Annotated in this window: 10 protein-coding genes; 2 read left to right on the top strand and 8 right to left on the bottom strand. The window is 48.9% G+C overall.

Features of this window, described 5'->3' with window-relative positions:
• Positions 1 to 147: 147 nt before the first annotated feature.
• Positions 148 to 1269, bottom strand: a complete 1122-nt coding sequence (locus tag AAC022_RS14910) for a glycosyltransferase (RefSeq protein WP_339732153.1) — start codon at positions 1267 to 1269, stop codon at positions 148 to 150.
• 239 nt (positions 1270 to 1508) lie between these two features.
• Between AAC022_RS14910 and queA the strand changes: the two genes are divergently transcribed.
• The gene (gene queA / locus AAC022_RS14905; RefSeq protein WP_339732151.1) at positions 1509 to 2564 is read left to right on the top strand and encodes a tRNA preQ1(34) S-adenosylmethionine ribosyltransferase-isomerase QueA; all 1056 of its coding nucleotides are present in this window, start codon (positions 1509 to 1511) and stop codon (positions 2562 to 2564) included.
• A 13-nt stretch (positions 2565 to 2577) separates the two neighbouring features.
• On the opposite strand, the gene AAC022_RS14900 is transcribed toward queA, so the two are convergent.
• A complete protein-coding gene (locus AAC022_RS14900) occupies positions 2578 to 5637 on the bottom strand; it encodes a PVC-type heme-binding CxxCH protein (RefSeq protein WP_339732149.1) in 3060 nt (1019 codons plus the stop codon).
• 355 nt (positions 5638 to 5992) lie between these two features.
• Here AAC022_RS14900 and AAC022_RS14895 point away from each other — a divergent pair, with 355 nt between their 5' ends.
• Positions 5993 to 6475 carry a hypothetical protein gene (locus AAC022_RS14895; protein ID WP_339732147.1) on the top strand — a complete coding sequence of 161 codons (483 nt, stop codon included), beginning with the start codon at positions 5993 to 5995 and terminating at the stop codon, positions 6473 to 6475.
• 17 nt (positions 6476 to 6492) lie between these two features.
• Here AAC022_RS14895 and hemA read toward each other — a convergent pair whose 3' ends face one another.
• The 6 genes from hemA to AAC022_RS14865 all read right to left on the bottom strand — a co-directional run bounded on the left by hemA (position 6493) and on the right by AAC022_RS14865 (position 15352).
• Entirely contained in the window at positions 6493 to 7773 is a 1281-nt protein-coding gene (gene hemA / locus AAC022_RS14890) for a glutamyl-tRNA reductase (RefSeq protein ID WP_339732145.1), read from the bottom strand.
• Complete coding sequence (locus AAC022_RS14885) at positions 7770 to 8678, bottom strand: hypothetical protein (RefSeq protein WP_339732143.1); 909 nt, start codon at positions 8676 to 8678, stop codon at positions 7770 to 7772. Before AAC022_RS14885 ends, hemA begins: the two co-directional genes overlap by 4 nt.
• A 111-nt stretch (positions 8679 to 8789) precedes the next feature.
• Entirely contained in the window at positions 8790 to 9830 is a 1041-nt protein-coding gene (locus AAC022_RS14880; protein ID WP_339732141.1) for a sigma-54 dependent transcriptional regulator, read from the bottom strand.
• A 323-nt stretch (positions 9831 to 10153) separates the two neighbouring features.
• Positions 10154 to 10543, bottom strand: a complete 390-nt coding sequence (gene panD / locus AAC022_RS14875; protein ID WP_339732139.1) for an aspartate 1-decarboxylase — start codon at positions 10541 to 10543, stop codon at positions 10154 to 10156.
• 130 nt (positions 10544 to 10673) lie between these two features.
• Positions 10674 to 13907 carry an efflux RND transporter permease subunit gene (locus AAC022_RS14870; RefSeq protein ID WP_339732137.1) on the bottom strand — a complete coding sequence of 1078 codons (3234 nt, stop codon included), beginning with the start codon at positions 13905 to 13907 and terminating at the stop codon, positions 10674 to 10676.
• Positions 13904 to 15352 (bottom strand): HlyD family efflux transporter periplasmic adaptor subunit, encoded by a 1449-nt coding sequence (locus AAC022_RS14865; RefSeq protein WP_339732135.1) that lies wholly within the window; start codon positions 15350 to 15352, stop codon positions 13904 to 13906. The genes AAC022_RS14870 and AAC022_RS14865 overlap by 4 nt, the downstream gene beginning before the upstream one ends.
• Positions 15353 to 15415: the final 63 nt, after the last annotated feature.

Raw genomic sequence — 15415 nt, 5'->3', positions numbered from 1 at the left:
TCAAATCGTCAAGCAAGATTGAAAGGTGGAGTTGAAATCGGCAAACTTGAATTGACCTAGATACTTATCACAACTGGAATTGCGACTTTGATGATTTTTAAATTTTGTTGCGACACACCTGTTTTGCGGTCATATTTTTGTTAAAAATCAATCGTGTGCGGACAGGATTTTCTCATAAACCCGTTCATACTTGTGAGCAATCGAGTCCCATGTAAACTCTTTCTTCACAATACTTTGCGCACTACCAGCCATCCTGGAGGACAGGGTGGGCTGGGTAGCTAGAGACTGTAATGCTTGCTGGATCTCAGCGGGGCTCCCCTGAGCGACCAAAGTCCCCTGCTCTCCAGGCTGGATCAATTCGGAAACCCCATCCACATCAGTTGAGATTACAGGCAATCCTGAGGCCATCGCTTCTAGAACCACGTTGGGCATTCCTTCCCACAATGAAGGCAGCACCAGACAAGTGGCGGCCCGCATCAATTGAGGAACTTCGGACTGCCAGCCGGCAAAATGAACGCGATCTGCACACGGCAACTGGCGGGCACTCTCACGTAACTCTGCCTTTAATGGTCCCTCACCGACAAACAGCAAATGAAAGTCAGAGGCCTGTTCTGCAAAGCGGCCAAACGCAGTCAATAAATCGCCGGGTGCTTTTTGTGGATCCAGCCGCCCCACGAATAACACCACTTTCGCGTCAGACGGAATATCCCAAGGACTCAGATCCAATGCCTCAGCCGTCGAAAACAATTCAAAATCGACGCCATTCGGGATCACCGTCACCTTTGACTCGGCAAGTTTTCCCTGTCGAACGGAAAATTTCGCCACCGATTCACTCACACAGATATTTAAATCCACCAGACGATTTGTCAATCGATCTAGCAACAGGTGTCCATTTTTACGTTTCTCAGAAACACGAATCCCAGAGACGACATGAGGCACACCTGCCAAACGGGCCGCGATCCGCCCCGCTAAATTCGCATGAAATAAAAAGGTTTGCAGTAAAACTGGTTTTTGTTCTTTGAACTTTCGTGCCAACTTCCGGATAATACCAACATCCCAAGTGGAATGCGTGTGTAGGATTTCGGTTGGAATTCCCGCAGCCTGCAGATCAGCGACAAGAGGCCCCGTGCCTGTCAGAGAGTATACGACGGGAGCCCATTTTTCCTGATTCAACCGCGTCACGATCTGAACCAGCGCACGTTCCGCCCCACCGGGCTGCAAGCCGGTAATACAAAACGCAATCGGAATGGGTGCTTTACTATCAGACAAGCGTCCAGCCTCTAAGGACAACAAGAAATCAAACGACAATCAGGATTTGTCCATCCTGCCTGAATTCTATTGTTCGAAGGCGGAAATTGGCGACAAGCTTAGATTTCGAAATTGTGCTTAATATGCTAAGAGAATATAAAAATCTCCGTTAAAACCAGACAATTCCTGCTGTTTTCAGAGAAGATTCGATCAGGTCGAACCAGACTCTCACAAAAGGAAATGATTTAGAAACCTGTTCGATGACCAACTTAAACGCGTTTGACTACCATCTTCCCCCCGAATTAATCGCCACCGAACCCACACAACAGCGGGATCAGTCGCGGCTACTGGTGCTGGACCGTAAAACACACACCATCAGCCATAGTTCCATTTCCGAATTCCCCCAGTATTTGAATCCCAACGACTGCCTGGTCTTGAACGACACGCGTGTGCTCTCCGCTCGTCTGTTCGGCGTCCGAAAATCAACGGGCGGAAAGTGGGAAGGCCTTTACCTCGGCTCGAACACTTTGGGACAGTGGAAGCTGATGAGTAAAACCAGAGGCAAGCTGGTGCCGGGAGAGATCATTGAGCTGCAGCCCGCGCATCAAAGAAGCGAACAGAAACAGCTCACACTGCAAATGGATTCCAAAGACGACGAAGGTTACTGGACAGTCACCGTCCAGTCTGAGGAAGATCATCACCAATTGCTCGAACACTTCGGCACCATGCCTCTCCCCCCTTATATGAGACGGGAGCTGGCAACCGACGAAGACTGGGAACGTTATCAAACCGTCTATGCTAATCAACCAGGCGCGGTCGCAGCCCCGACCGCCGGCCTGCACTTCACTCCGGAACTCCTGGAACGTTGCACACAAAAAGGAGTCGGCATTGCCAACGTCACGCTGCATGTCGGCATTGGAACATTCAAACCAATCTCCGCGGAAACACTCGAAGAACACAAGATGCATTCCGAGTGGTGTGAATTACCACAAGGATCTGCCGACCTGTTAAACGCCACACGCGATCAGGGAGGCAGGATTGTCTCCGTGGGAACGACCAGCGTCCGTACTCTGGAATCGGTCGCGAAACAAGGCCCGCTCAAAGCGTGGCAAGGTGAGACCGATATCTTCATCTATCCCCCCTATCAGTTCCAGGCCGTCGATTGTCTGTTGACCAATTTCCATTTACCCAAGTCAACACTGCTGGTTCTGGTCAGCGCCTTTGCCGGCTCGGAATTCATCCGCGAAGCCTACAAAAAAGCTGTAGAAGCAAACTATCGCTTCTACAGCTATGGTGACGCCATGTTGATTTTATAGCCGGTCAGTAAAATTACTGCGGCTTGGCAATGTCCTTGGGAACCTGACCGCTCAGATAACGCCAGTTCTTGATAAAGGAAATCAAATCGGCCATCTGTTGCGGATTGATCGTCTTCTCCAGACCGACAGGCATCAGAGAAACTCCGTTGGATTTCATTTCGTCAATTTCTTCTTTCAGAATCGTAATCGTTTTCCCTTCCGGCTGGGTCAATGTAATCGACGCACCACTGTCAGAGGAAATGATCCCGGTATGCACCACGCCATCAATCGTGATTATCGTGTAGCTGAAGAAATTCGCATCGATGGCCCGGTTGGGATCGAGAATATTCGTTAGCAGATATTCGGGCGTTTTCGTGCGGGAATCGCCAATATCAGGAGCCACATTCACGCCGATATCCCCAATCTTGTGACAGGTCACACAGTTTTTGACAAACACCTGCTTCCCCGTCAGCGGATTGGCTTTGAGCTTCAACGAGGCCTGATACGCGGCAAGTACTTTCTGGCGATCTGCCGGAATCGCAGCAGCAAACAATGCAATCGCCCGTTTCTGAATCTCTGAATTGCGGTGCCGTAGCAGACGAGTAGAACGGGAAGGCCCTAGTTCTGAAATTTTGATCTGATTCTTGTCGATCGCGTCCAGTAACAGACTGGTCCGATCCTGATTCGACAACATGGCATCCAAAATCGCCCGTCTCATCCCCGGCGTCTGACTATCAAACCCCTCCATCAGAACGACACCAATCTGCGGATCAGAATAGGGACTGATGGCTTCCATAGCGGCGATTTTGATTTCCTGGGAAGCATCGCTTTGAATCAACGTAAGCAGTGTTTTGCCGCCCATTTCAAAACCGACGAACCGCAACACGCCAATCGCATTCAGTTTTTGTGCTAACGGCGTTTTCGGATCGGCCGCCGCAGTCACCAGTTTTTGATAGAATGCCTTTAACTTTTGCTGGTCAGCGTCAGACAACTTAGCCTGATACTGTGCGATGGACTTCCCACGTCGTCTGAGGCTGTTACCCAGTCCTTCAAAACCAGCGATCTGTAACACGAGTTGCTGATCGGAATCCATCCCGGCAATCAACGAAAGTGTTTCTTCAATTTCTTCCGCTTTGAGTCGAGGACCAATTACAGCCGTCATTTCTCGAACGGCGTCTGTCACGCCTGCCTGAGCCGACAACTTGGTATCTGCTGCATTGAGTTGCTTGAGGAATGATTTGAAAATTGCCACGGTGTGATCGGAGGCAGAGGAAAGCACCGCCGCTCGCGTCCAGGAATCATCGGCCCCCTTTAACATCAGACGGGCCAGTTGATCCACCATCGAGGAGACATCGCTTGCCTCTCCCAGACTGATGGCTAACTGAAACCGCAAACGACCATCGGCAGAATCGACCAGGGAAAGCACCTGTTCTTGCAGCTTGGCATTTTCCGACAAACGCGGCTCACTGAGACGAACGGCTTGCTCTTTGACGCGCTGAGATGCATCCTTTAATGCCGTTTCCAGAACCGCATCATTCAATTCCCCTAATCCTTCCAAAGCCCATAAGGCATGGATTCGGGCCTGTTCTGTTTTACCATTAGACACCAGTTGCTCTAACTGTGGTTGAAGCGAGGCGTCTTGATGTTCGAAGATCAATCGCGCGGCGGTTTCCCGCTGCCAGGCATTTTCAGAATCGAGTGCTGCCACCAGTTGCGTAGGCGTTGCGTTTTTCAAAGACGTATAAACGCTTTGATCAATCTTGGCATTCTTCGGAACGATGCGATAAATTCGCCCCCGATCAATGCCATCATTCAGATCGGAACGTTCTTTTAATTCCGCGGGCATGAATTGGGGATGCTCGATCACCGCGCGATACATGTCACATAAATACAAGGCCCCGTCCGGACCATTAGCCATATTCACTGGTCGGAACCATTCATCACGGCTGGCGATGAACTCTACCTGATCACGACCATACTTCGAATCATAGGTCGCACCCAGGGGTGTCATGACATCACGGTGCACCAGATTCGCAGTCGGCTCACAGGTAAAACTGTTTCCGTAAAACCCTTTGGGAAACAAGTCTCCCCGATAAATCGTCACGCCACAGGCGGCGGTAAACTGTCCCGCATGTAGCGTTGATGTTGTCCAGGTCCGGCTGATGGCATACACACGGGAATCTTCGCCATCCGGTGAGACATCATGGTAAACCGACTTCACTGCCAGATAAGGATTTCGTTTCAGGTAACGATTTTCCAATACGATGTGTTTATTCGGATTCCGGTTCGTACAGACAAACCGATTTCCATAATCGTCAAACGTCAGACCAAACTGACCAATTCCAGAAATCGATTCATACTTACCAGACAAGGGATGAAAGCGAAAATCAAGACCACTAATTGGAACCTGCTTTGCCTTTTTCTTCCATTCCGGATGCGTGGCAATCACAGAACCACCACGCAAGCCATTGGAAATATAAACGTGATTATCCAAACCCAACGTCGGATGATTTGCTCGCAATTGCGAGTTTTGTTCTTTGAATCCGGTAAACCACGTTTCCACGACATCGGCTTTATCATCGCCGTTGGTATCTTTCATAAACTGTACTTTGCCGGCCAGGGTGACGATCAGTCCCCCCTTCCAGGGTTGAATCCCGGTGGCAAATAAGAGTTTGTCGGCGAAGACAGTCGCGGTTTCGTAATATCCATCCTGATCCTTATCGCGCAACAATTTGATACGGCTTTTAGGATCTTCACCTGGTTTGGGTCCATGCGGATAATCTGTCATTTCCACAGCCCAGAGCACCCCCGTCTCATCAAACGCCACCGCCACCGGGTTGATCACATTTGGCTCGGACGCCACGACCTGCATTTCGAAGTCAGGGTGAACCACAGTTTGCTTCAAAGATTCCACAGGAGATAACGGAGACTTGGGAACCTCCGCCTGCTTATCTGCAGCAAGTGTCAACTGCAGGCAGACCCCCAAAGCCAGCACCACAAACCCCCACCGCGTTCCAGTGGCAGCAAGTTCTGATCCCAATTCCTTGTGTCCCAATAAACGTTGTTTTAACGCAAGAAGCTTCGCTCGTTTCATGTTCGATCACCGTATCAATACAGACTGAATTCTGGTTTGAATGACAACTTTTGATAAGTCAGAGTGATCCATCGTAACTGACACTCAGACGATTCTCTATCTTTCCTAAAGCCGGTTTTCGAAACCGGCTGAATTTATTAACAATCTTAACGTTTAACAGGATCCAAAACCAGCAATGCTGACAAACTGCTGAGGCTTTGACACAGAAACACCATCTATTTTGATAAAACCTGCTCTGAGAGGTTCAAATTGGTTTCATGTCCTCTCCCAAATTGTTTACCCTGATAACTGCCCCATTTAGGCCGTTCTGCAGCAATGAATGGCATCAGAATACTTATTTACTTCAAAGTGAACTATGTCCTCCACCAGCCTGGTTTTAACTCGCTTCTGTTTGTCGGCCTGGGTCGGTGCGGCAGTCATTTTTGTCATCAATGGCGTTCAGGATGTCACCTTCCAGCCATTTGACTCCCTGGTACGAGACCAGCTGATCTCGCTGCACTTTCCCGTTTATTATACGATCGCCTGGGTCTTATTAGCGGGATCATTTCTGGGGTGTCTGGGAATCCGGGGCAAAGAATTAATTTCGCGCCGCAGAGCCAATCTGATTCTGGGGCTAGTCGTGATCGCGCTGGGCATCAGCCTGATTGACTACTTCTGGATCTATACGCCACTCGAAGCAATGATCACGCCCCCGGGAAGCCCGCGGCCTGCCGAGTTTCGAATCTACCACCAGGCATCCAAGTACATAAACAGCGTCAATATTCTGTTAAGTCTGATCGCCGCGATTCTGGCAAGCTTACCCGTGCAATCCCAGAACAAAATTTCAGAGCAAAAGTAAAGCAGAAGCGTAACCGCTTAATCTCGAATATGAAATAACTGTTTGAGTGCATCCAGGAGTCCGTGCGGGGTCCCTTCTCGGGCCTCTTGCCTCAATACTTCCAGTGGGGGATGCAACAGTTTATTCACAATTTGTTCGATAGAGCGTTTGATCAATTCCTGATCTTTTTCGTCCAGGTGGGTCAGCTTGCTAAACAGCTTGTCCACTTCCTGCTCACGCACGTCGTGCCATTGTTCTCGCAACTGCTTGATGATGGGGCCTGTCGCCCGATGATAAACCCCATGCATGAACCGTTCGGTTTCTTCATCAATAATTGTGAGTGCTTTCTCAACCTCTTTTCGTCGTGCCTTTCGATTTTTCTCACAGGTCGCTTCCAGATCATCAATATCGTAGAGAAAGATGTTATCGCTGATCTTGCCTACAGCGGGAGCAAAATCACGAGGTGCTCCTAAATCGAGAATGAAAAATGTTTTGTTCCCCGAGTTCTGTAAAACACGTTGAAAGCAGTCAACATCGACAATGGGCTGAGAGGCGCCTGTCGTACTGACGATCACATCGGCTTCCGCAAGACAGTCTTCCAGATCCTGATAAGGCTTTGCCTCGCCACCGACTTTCATCGCCAGCTTCTCTGCATTTTCGAAGCTGCGATTCACGACGTTAATCTGCTTCACTCCCTCATCTCTCAGGTAAGTCAGCGTTTCTTCCGCCATTTCGCCAGCACCAATCACCAGGACGGTTTTGTCGTCAAAGCGTTCGAAAATCCCTTTCCCGAAGGTACCCACTGCCACACTGGCAATCGAAACCCGCCCTTCCGAGAGAAGCGTTTCTGTCCGCACACGTGCCGAAACCCGAATCGCCTGTTGAAACAGCGCATGGGTTAAGGGACCACACAATTCATTCTCGGTCGCGCGTTGATAGGCCTCTTTGACCTGGTTCACAATCTGCGGTTCGCCTAACACCATACTGTCGAGACTGGAGGCAACCTGAAATAGATGCCGGACCGCATCCGGCCCCGTGCGCTCCAGAAAGTCTTCAAAAAAATCGCTGACGGGAACCTGATGAAACTCGGAAAAGAATTTTGCCAGATCCTGATGAGAGGGACCGGCCTCTGATTCCTGCGTCGCCGTATACAGCTCAACCCGATTACAGGTCGAAATCACGACCATTTCGGTATCAGGATAGGACTGCTTCAATACAGAATAGGCGCTATCCAACTGTTCTTTCGACGAGAAAGCCAGCTTCTCACGAATATCCAATCCTGCTGTCTGATGGTTACAGTAAACGACCTGCAGATTCACGAAATGCCCCTTTCTGCAGTCGATTCCAGAGACTCCCCATTCGGAGAAGAATAATAGGAGTGCCAGGAATCATAATTCAGTATTCGCACATTTGTCAGAATTTGAATACCGATCACTGTTAACAGCAACAGTCCCCCCGTCCAGATGGTTAATTGGGCGATATGTTTTTGGTTGGGCTGTTTTTTGCGGAGAATAAAGATGACACTGACCATCATTGCGACCCACACAATTTCATACACAATGATCACCGGATCAAGGAATGAAATGGCTTGGGCTCCTTTGCGAACATAGACCCCCATCCCAATCCCGATCCCCATCCCAATTGTCAGTAAGGGCGCGGAAATCATCAGTGCCCAACGATTCAGACGCGCTAATTTTGCCAGACTGGGAAGATTGAATCCTTCAGAAAAATTCTGTTTCTGCTTCAGGCGGCGGTGCTGAATCAGATACATCGCGCTGATGACAAAGCAGAGTGCAATCCCTACTCCTCCCAGTACCAGCAACGAAGCATGCAACAGTGCCCAGGAGCGAATGGCCGGCTGCACTAATGCATTGGTCACATCATCCACAAAGTAAGATGCAACCACCAACGCCAGAACCAGGGGAAACAGGAACAGACCGATTGAAAGCTCTTCATCAATCAGATTGATAAAGAGAAAAATCGCCACTAGCAGCCAGGAAAAGACGATCAGCCAGTCATGAGAAGAACTCAGGAGAGGCGGAAGCTGTGTTTCCCGGGCGCGATTAAAAAGATAAGCCGTCTGCGCCACCAGCCCAGCCAGAGAAAACATAAAAATCAAAGGCCGCAGGTATCCGCTTTTTTTTCGCAAGAATCGGGCCAGCTCTAAACCAAAAGCCACCAGATAACTGGCCATAAAACAGAAAACAGTCACATTCGACAACATGCTTGATACTTTGTTTCAGAAGAGAGGAACAAAAGTGGAGGGCTCTGCACGCGACTGATGGGAATCAGAACGACTCCCTATTATAGGGCCGTACAGCAGGTGAAGGGCAAGTCATCTTGCTTCAGATTCTAATTCGTACTCTGATATTTTTTTATGTAGTGTATTTCGATTGATCCCCAGACGCGTGGCCGTCTTAGTCTGAACCCCTTGACAAGACCGTAAAACCTGTAAAATCAGTTCCTTTTCCACTTGCGACACGATTTGCGTGTGCACATTGGTTGAGTCTTCTCCAACACGCTGTAATTCCATCGCTACCAGTTCCCGACAGAGCATCTCTGGATCCTGTTCCCTGGAAGACAACGATCGCGGCATGGATTTGCCCGTAACGTGTCCTGGTAATAAATCCAAAGAAGGACCGTCTTCTCCTGATAGTACAATGAGCCGCTCAACGTAATTCTGCAGCTCACGCACATTCCCGGGCCAGGCATAATTCTTGAAGGTTGATAGCACTTCCTCCGAAAAATGAGGCAGCGGAATCTGTTCTTCCGCAGAGAATTGCTTAGCAAAAAAGTGGATTAAATCAGGAATATCCTCAGCACGATCGCGCAACGGGGGAAGATCGATCGGGATCACGTTTAGACGATAATACAGGTCTTCACGAAAACGACCTGCTTCAATTTCATCCAGTAAATTGCGATTTGTCGCCGCAACAATGCGACAGTCGACCTGAATCGAACGTGTATCTCCTACTCGCTCAAATTCGTGTTCCTGCAATACCCGTAACAATTTCACCTGCAAGGTAAAACTGACAGAATTAATTTCATCCAGAAAGATCGTCCCACCATGGGCGGCTTCGAATCGGCCGGTTCGATTTTCGACAGCGCTGGTAAAGGCACCTTTAATATGCCCAAATAATTCACTCTCCAGCAGGCTTTCGCTAAGTGCGCCGCAGTTCACACGGATAAAGGGACCTGTAGCGCGAGGGCTCAACTCATGGATGCCTCTGGCAATCAATTCCTTACCAGTACCAGTTTCACCAGTCAGCAAGACTGTTGATGACGTACTGGCGGCGCGACGAGTCAGGCGATAGATATTTCGCATGGCCGCGCTAGAACCAACCATGTCTTCGAAAATAGGGCGATCGTCTTCCATTCTAACTCTGGGAATATCCTATTAAATCACAGGGAAAACCAGCCTCAGAAGTCACTTATTGAGTAAACATCCGAGACATCATATCCTTCAGATACGATGATTCTTCGAAAGAACACGAAGTCCCTGCTAATTCAGCATGAAATAATTGCACCTACATGCACAAAAAGATGGCGAACGCATCAATATAATAGGCTCTCCCATCGGACCACGAAAGAGGTAGAATGATTTTTTTTGAGAAACAATGATGTTTGCCTAATCCATTCGTTACAAGCGGATTAGCCTGCGACAAAAAAAGGCATGCATGCTTAAGTTAAGTGCGTTTCTCATTCCGATCCAAAGACGACGGGCATCTCGGCCGGCTCAGGAACTGGGCAGTTTTGCCCATCCACCAGAACTACTTTAGGCTGATGGCGCCGTGATGCCTTCTCTTTGTACTCTGCATAGCTGGCTATGATCACCAAGTCATTCGGTTTCATCAGGTGAGCGGCTGCGCCGTTAATACAGATCACACCAGAACCTGGCTCACCGGTTATGGCATACGTAGTCAGTCGGGTACCAGAAGTGACGTTGTAAATTTGTACCTGCTCGTACTCAACAATATCCGCAGCTTCCATCAACTCTTGATCAATGGTCACACTGCCATTGTACTCCAGGTTCGCTTCCGTGACGGTAGCGCGGTGAATTTTCGATTTGAGCAAAACACGTTTCATCATTCTAAACCTAAAAGAAGCGCGACTTCTTCCGACTGTAAAACAGACTTTCAGACCAAAACTGACGGGGTATACTAACCAGAGGCCCCATCGACAAGCAAGAAGATATCCAAACGATCACATCCATTGCCTCTTAAGTCTGCATGGGTGTAACCTCTGAGAGCTGCCCTTCAGCAATATTATAGCCTTGTTCCTCTTCGTTTCCATCCATTTTGCGAATCCAGGGTTCGTCTGGCTTGGCCCCCATAGCCCGAGCGTACAGGTAATAATACGTGGGAATCAGAAATAGCACCAAAACGGTGGCCAGCATCAAACCGAAAATCAAGCTGGCAGCCATCGGGATAATAATCTGGGCCTGGAATGAAGTCTCTTTCAAAATCGGCGCTAAACCGACGATCGTAGTCATCGAAGTTAGCATAACTGGCCGAAAGCGACGTTGCCCGGCATCAAGCAGAGCCGCCTTCAAAGGCAGACCATCGGCAATGCGATGATTGATAAAATCAATTAATACAATCGAATCATTCACCACGACACCTGTTAAAGCGACCAAACCAAATAAGGAAAACAGCGTCAACTCCATCCCCAGAATTGCATGGCCAAACACGGCTCCAATAATTCCAAAAGGAATAATGCCTAAAATGATCAAAGGTTGGATATAAGATCGAAATTCCACGGTCAACAAGGCAAACATCGATGCCATCGCGATCATCAATCCCACAATCAAACTATTCACTGATTCATCTGTCTGCTCCTGCTGGCCCTCCCAACGCACACGCACACCTGGATATTTGGCCAATAACTGATCCATAAAACCACCCGGTTTTTTTAGTGCCTGGACAATCTCCCGTGCATTACCTTCTTTCTCGTTCAAATCTGAAGACACAGTAATTGAGCGTTGTTGATCGATGCGATTAATCTCAGAATAACCACGCTTCACATCAATCTCTGCCAGTTCTGTGATAGGTCGTTCTGAGCCATCTCCCGTTCGAATCCGGATATCATCAAAGCCCTTCAGCGAACGACGCTCTTCTTTCGGATAACGCACCATGAGCTTAACTTCATGCCGCCCTCGCTGAAGCCGCATGACTTCTTCTCCGTAATACGTAGCACGAACAGTCTCTGCCACATCCGCTAAAGGAACGCCCATGGCACGCGCTTTGTCTTTGATCTTGATCTGAAATTCCCACTTACCGGGACTGGAATCATCGTTGATATCTTTCACTCCCGGATAGGTTGCCAGTTCCTGTTTACATGCTTCAACAGCGGCTTCCAGTTCATTCAAATTTTTTGCATCAGCCAACAGCTTAAATTCAATGGGCTTGCCACCAGGCCCCATTGAGGGAGAACCAAAAGTAAGTCGATCAACGCCAGGCACTTCACCCACACGCTCTCTCCAGAGATCAAGAATTGCTTCACTGCCTAGCGTGCGTTCTTCGGCTTCGACAATCTCCACCGAGACTTTTCCAACATGACTCCCTTCCACTGAGCCGCCAACTCCTCCGCCCGATTCATCCCGCGTTCCAAATCCAACATTTCTGCGAACCAACTTAATCAGAGAATTCCCATGTTCCTTCTGATAGTCTTGATCCAACTCCTCAAAGCTCTGTTGCATTTTCCGAGTCGCCTCCCCGGTAATTGCCTGTGGCGTTCCATCGGGAAACTGGACTGTTGCTTCAATCATGCGATAATCGGTCTTCGGAAAAATATTAAACGGCGCAAATCCGCCCATAATTAATCCTGCCGATAACAACATGAGTGCTCCCGCCACCGCGAGTGCTGAGCTGGGATAGTTTAGCGCCGCTTTCAAGACAGGTAGATAGACTCGTTCGATAAATTTGTTGAGTTTCCTCCCCACAAAGCCTTCTGACTGATCCTGTTGCGTCCCTCCCGCAGGAACCTTTCCATGTGCCAGATGACAAGGAAGAATAAACGTACTTTCCAACAGGGAAATGATCAGCATCGCAATCACGGCGATCGGCATCACCGCAATAAATTTCCCCATAATACCTGAAACAAACAACAAAGGCATAAATGCGATGACGGTCGTTGTCACGGAAGCACAAACAGAAGGCAGCACTTCAGTGGCACCATCGATCGCTGCCAGGAGGAACGACTTTCCCATTTGCCGATGCTCGTGTATATTTTCACCCACCACGATCGCATCATCAACGACAATCCCCAGCGCCATCAGAAAAGCGAACATCGAAAGCATATTTAACGTCTGGCCGGTATAGTAAAGCACGATACACGCACCAAACATTGAAATCGGAATTCCCAACGCAACCCAAAACGCCAGACGAAGTTCCAGAAAAATAGCCAGTGTGATAAAAACCAGGATCAGACCCTGCAGTCCATTTCGAGTGAGCAGATCCATGCGATCGCGTACGTCGATCGATTGATCCTTCCACAACTCTAATGAATAGCCCGGCGGCAAGTCGGCGGTTTCAACATAAGCGCGAACCTGCTCCACAATCGCCAGCAGGTCTTCCTGTGCTGTCCGTTCTATGGAAATCGACAGAGCCGGTTTTCCGTTAATTTCACTGATCATTGTCGTATCAGAAAAATCATCTTTCACATGCCCGATATCGCCAACAGTGAGCACCACTCCCCCTGACTCTGTCACCAGAGGAATCTTCTCTATTTCACTACCAATCAGATGTTTATTCTTACCTCGCAGCAGTAAGACCTGCGAATCGGTAATCAACTTACCACCCGGTAACTCCAGGTTTTCCCTGCGAACGGTTCTCGCGACATCCTGTAATGTCAAACCATATTTGCGAAGTGTCGCTTCGGGGATTTCGATATCAATCTGAAAATCGCGGGCGCCCGCAATATTTGCCTGTGAGACCGACTTGAGCTGTAACAATTCGTCGCGAATTCGCTCGGAGACAGACCGCAACTCCCACTCACTATTTTCACTTTCGTTATCCGGACCAATCACAGCCACTTCAATGGCGACCTGCCTGAACGTAATCTGCTGGACTTCCGGATCTTCTGCCAGTTCCGGAAAACTGGGAATTCGATCAATCTCGGAGCGTATTTCATTCAGAATCTTCTGCACATCAGGCACGTCGGCCCGTAATTCTAACACCAACGACCCCGCGCCTTCATTGGCGATTGAGGTCATCTTTTTGATCCCGTCAATCGAACGGACGGCTTCTTCCATCTTCTGGCAGATGCCTTCCTCGACTTCATCTGGACTCGCACCGGGATAAGGAACCGACACCAGGATAATTTCCAGCTCAAACTCCGGAAACACCTCCCGCCGCATCATCATCAACGAAACCAGTCCCACCCCCAGAACGGTAACCATCAGCGTATTCATCGCAGGCGAGTTATTAATCGCCCATTTGATTACCGACCTCATTCGGCTGCTCCTTCACGAACCAGCATGCCTTCATTTACAGTGCTCAGTGGAGACGTAACGACATGGTCACCCGGTTTCAGCCCGGAAGCCCCCAGCTCTACCAGTAATAAGTCGCCACTGGTGTCGACAACACGGACTTTTTCAGAATGCAATGCGCCTTCTTTGACAACCCAGATCAGGTTGCCGGGACGAATCGCCGTTTCGGGAATTGTCAACAATGAAATGTTTCCAATGAGCGGAATTTCAATTGAGACATACATCCCGCGTGTCAAAGGGGGCGCTCCCACAACCTGATCAGTCGGTTTGCCATTCACCAATATCTCTGCAGCTCTGGGGTCGGCAACAACGATCCGACAGGGAACCGTTCTCGTTTTCTCATCCAGACCAATCCCATCATAGCGGGAAAGTTTTCCGTTCCAGACAAATTTCCTCCCCCCCAGCTCATAGGACACTTTCACTGGAAGTTGCGGAAGCTGATACCCCAGATCATGTCGATTCGTTTGCGCCAGCTCGGAGAGTGTTTGTCCTTTTTTTGCTGTTTGCGCGGCGTGCTGCCACAGTTGATACAGTTCTTCCATCCGCAGATTCGTTCGCACTTCCACTGCTGAGGTATCTTCGATCGTCACCAGTGGATCACCCACTTTGACGTAACCATCTTTCTCAACGGAGTCTTCGACGATGACCCCGTTAATCGGTGAATAAATTCGGGTGCGGCTTAAATCCAGTTTGGCTCTGGAAAGCTGTACTCCTACCAGTTCGCGGGCATGCATCATTCTCTGTCGACGTGATTTGAGCAAATCAGATTCGCTCGTCAATTTCTGCAGCGCATTGCGTGCAGCAAGTTCGCTTCGCTTTGCCTCTTCAAAATCCGTATCGGAAACGACATTTCTCGCTCGTAATTTCTCGATTCGATTTAAGTGTAATTTCTGCAGTTGCACCTCTTCGTGTGCCAGATCAACCATTGCCTTGGAATTGTCAATTTCGACTTCTAATTCATCAATCACATCCTGTGCCTGGGCATGTTCCTGAGTCAGCCGCTTGACTTCCAGTTCATAATTCTCGGGATCAATCTGAATCAGGAGATTCTCAGTTCCCGCTGATGTGAGTTCCTGTGTCGTTGCCTTGCGAACCAGATTTCCGACCTTGCATCCATCACGCGTAAAAAGCACCCTACCGGAAACTTCAGCAGCCAGCTTCACTTCCCGCGAAGGAACAACGATCCCGTCAACGGTAATCGTGACACCGGAATCAGAAAGAGCAATCGTTTCGGTCGATACCAGCGGCGCCAAATCGGCTAACCGTTTTTCACTCTTCTCCGGTTCTTTTTTCATTGCCATCAGCACAACCAGGCTGCCACAGCCGATCGCGATGATAAAAATCGGAAGCAAAAAATGCTTGAGTTTCTTGGAAAAACTGCTCGATTTTTGAGTCTTCAAATCTGACATGACTATTTTCTATCGCGAAATGCTTCACAACTAAAATTGACGATGGACGCGGAAAGCCAATTT

This window comes from uncultured Gimesia sp. (genome assembly GCF_963976445.1).
Lineage (GTDB): Bacteria > Planctomycetota > Planctomycetia > Planctomycetales > Planctomycetaceae > Gimesia.
This window is presented reverse-complemented; position numbering and strand designations above follow the sequence as displayed.

What these genes read in the sequence shown, in the direction of transcription:
- queA (WP_339732151.1), top strand. Translation starts at nt 1,509, where the DNA reads ATGACCAACTTAAACGCGTTTGACTACCATCTTCCCCCCGAATTAATC.
- AAC022_RS14900 (WP_339732149.1), bottom strand. Translation starts at nt 5,637, where the DNA reads ATGAAACGAGCGAAGCTTCTTGCGTTAAAACAACGTTTATTGGGACAC.
- AAC022_RS14895 (WP_339732147.1), top strand. Translation starts at nt 5,993, where the DNA reads ATGTCCTCCACCAGCCTGGTTTTAACTCGCTTCTGTTTGTCGGCCTGG.
- AAC022_RS14885 (WP_339732143.1), bottom strand. Translation starts at nt 8,678, where the DNA reads ATGTTGTCGAATGTGACTGTTTTCTGTTTTATGGCCAGTTATCTGGTG.
- AAC022_RS14880 (WP_339732141.1), bottom strand. Translation starts at nt 9,830, where the DNA reads ATGGAAGACGATCGCCCTATTTTCGAAGACATGGTTGGTTCTAGCGCG.
- panD (WP_339732139.1), bottom strand. Translation starts at nt 10,543, where the DNA reads ATGATGAAACGTGTTTTGCTCAAATCGAAAATTCACCGCGCTACCGTC.
- AAC022_RS14870 (WP_339732137.1), bottom strand. Translation starts at nt 13,907, where the DNA reads ATGAGGTCGGTAATCAAATGGGCGATTAATAACTCGCCTGCGATGAAT.
- AAC022_RS14865 (WP_339732135.1), bottom strand. Translation starts at nt 15,352, where the DNA reads ATGTCAGATTTGAAGACTCAAAAATCGAGCAGTTTTTCCAAGAAACTC.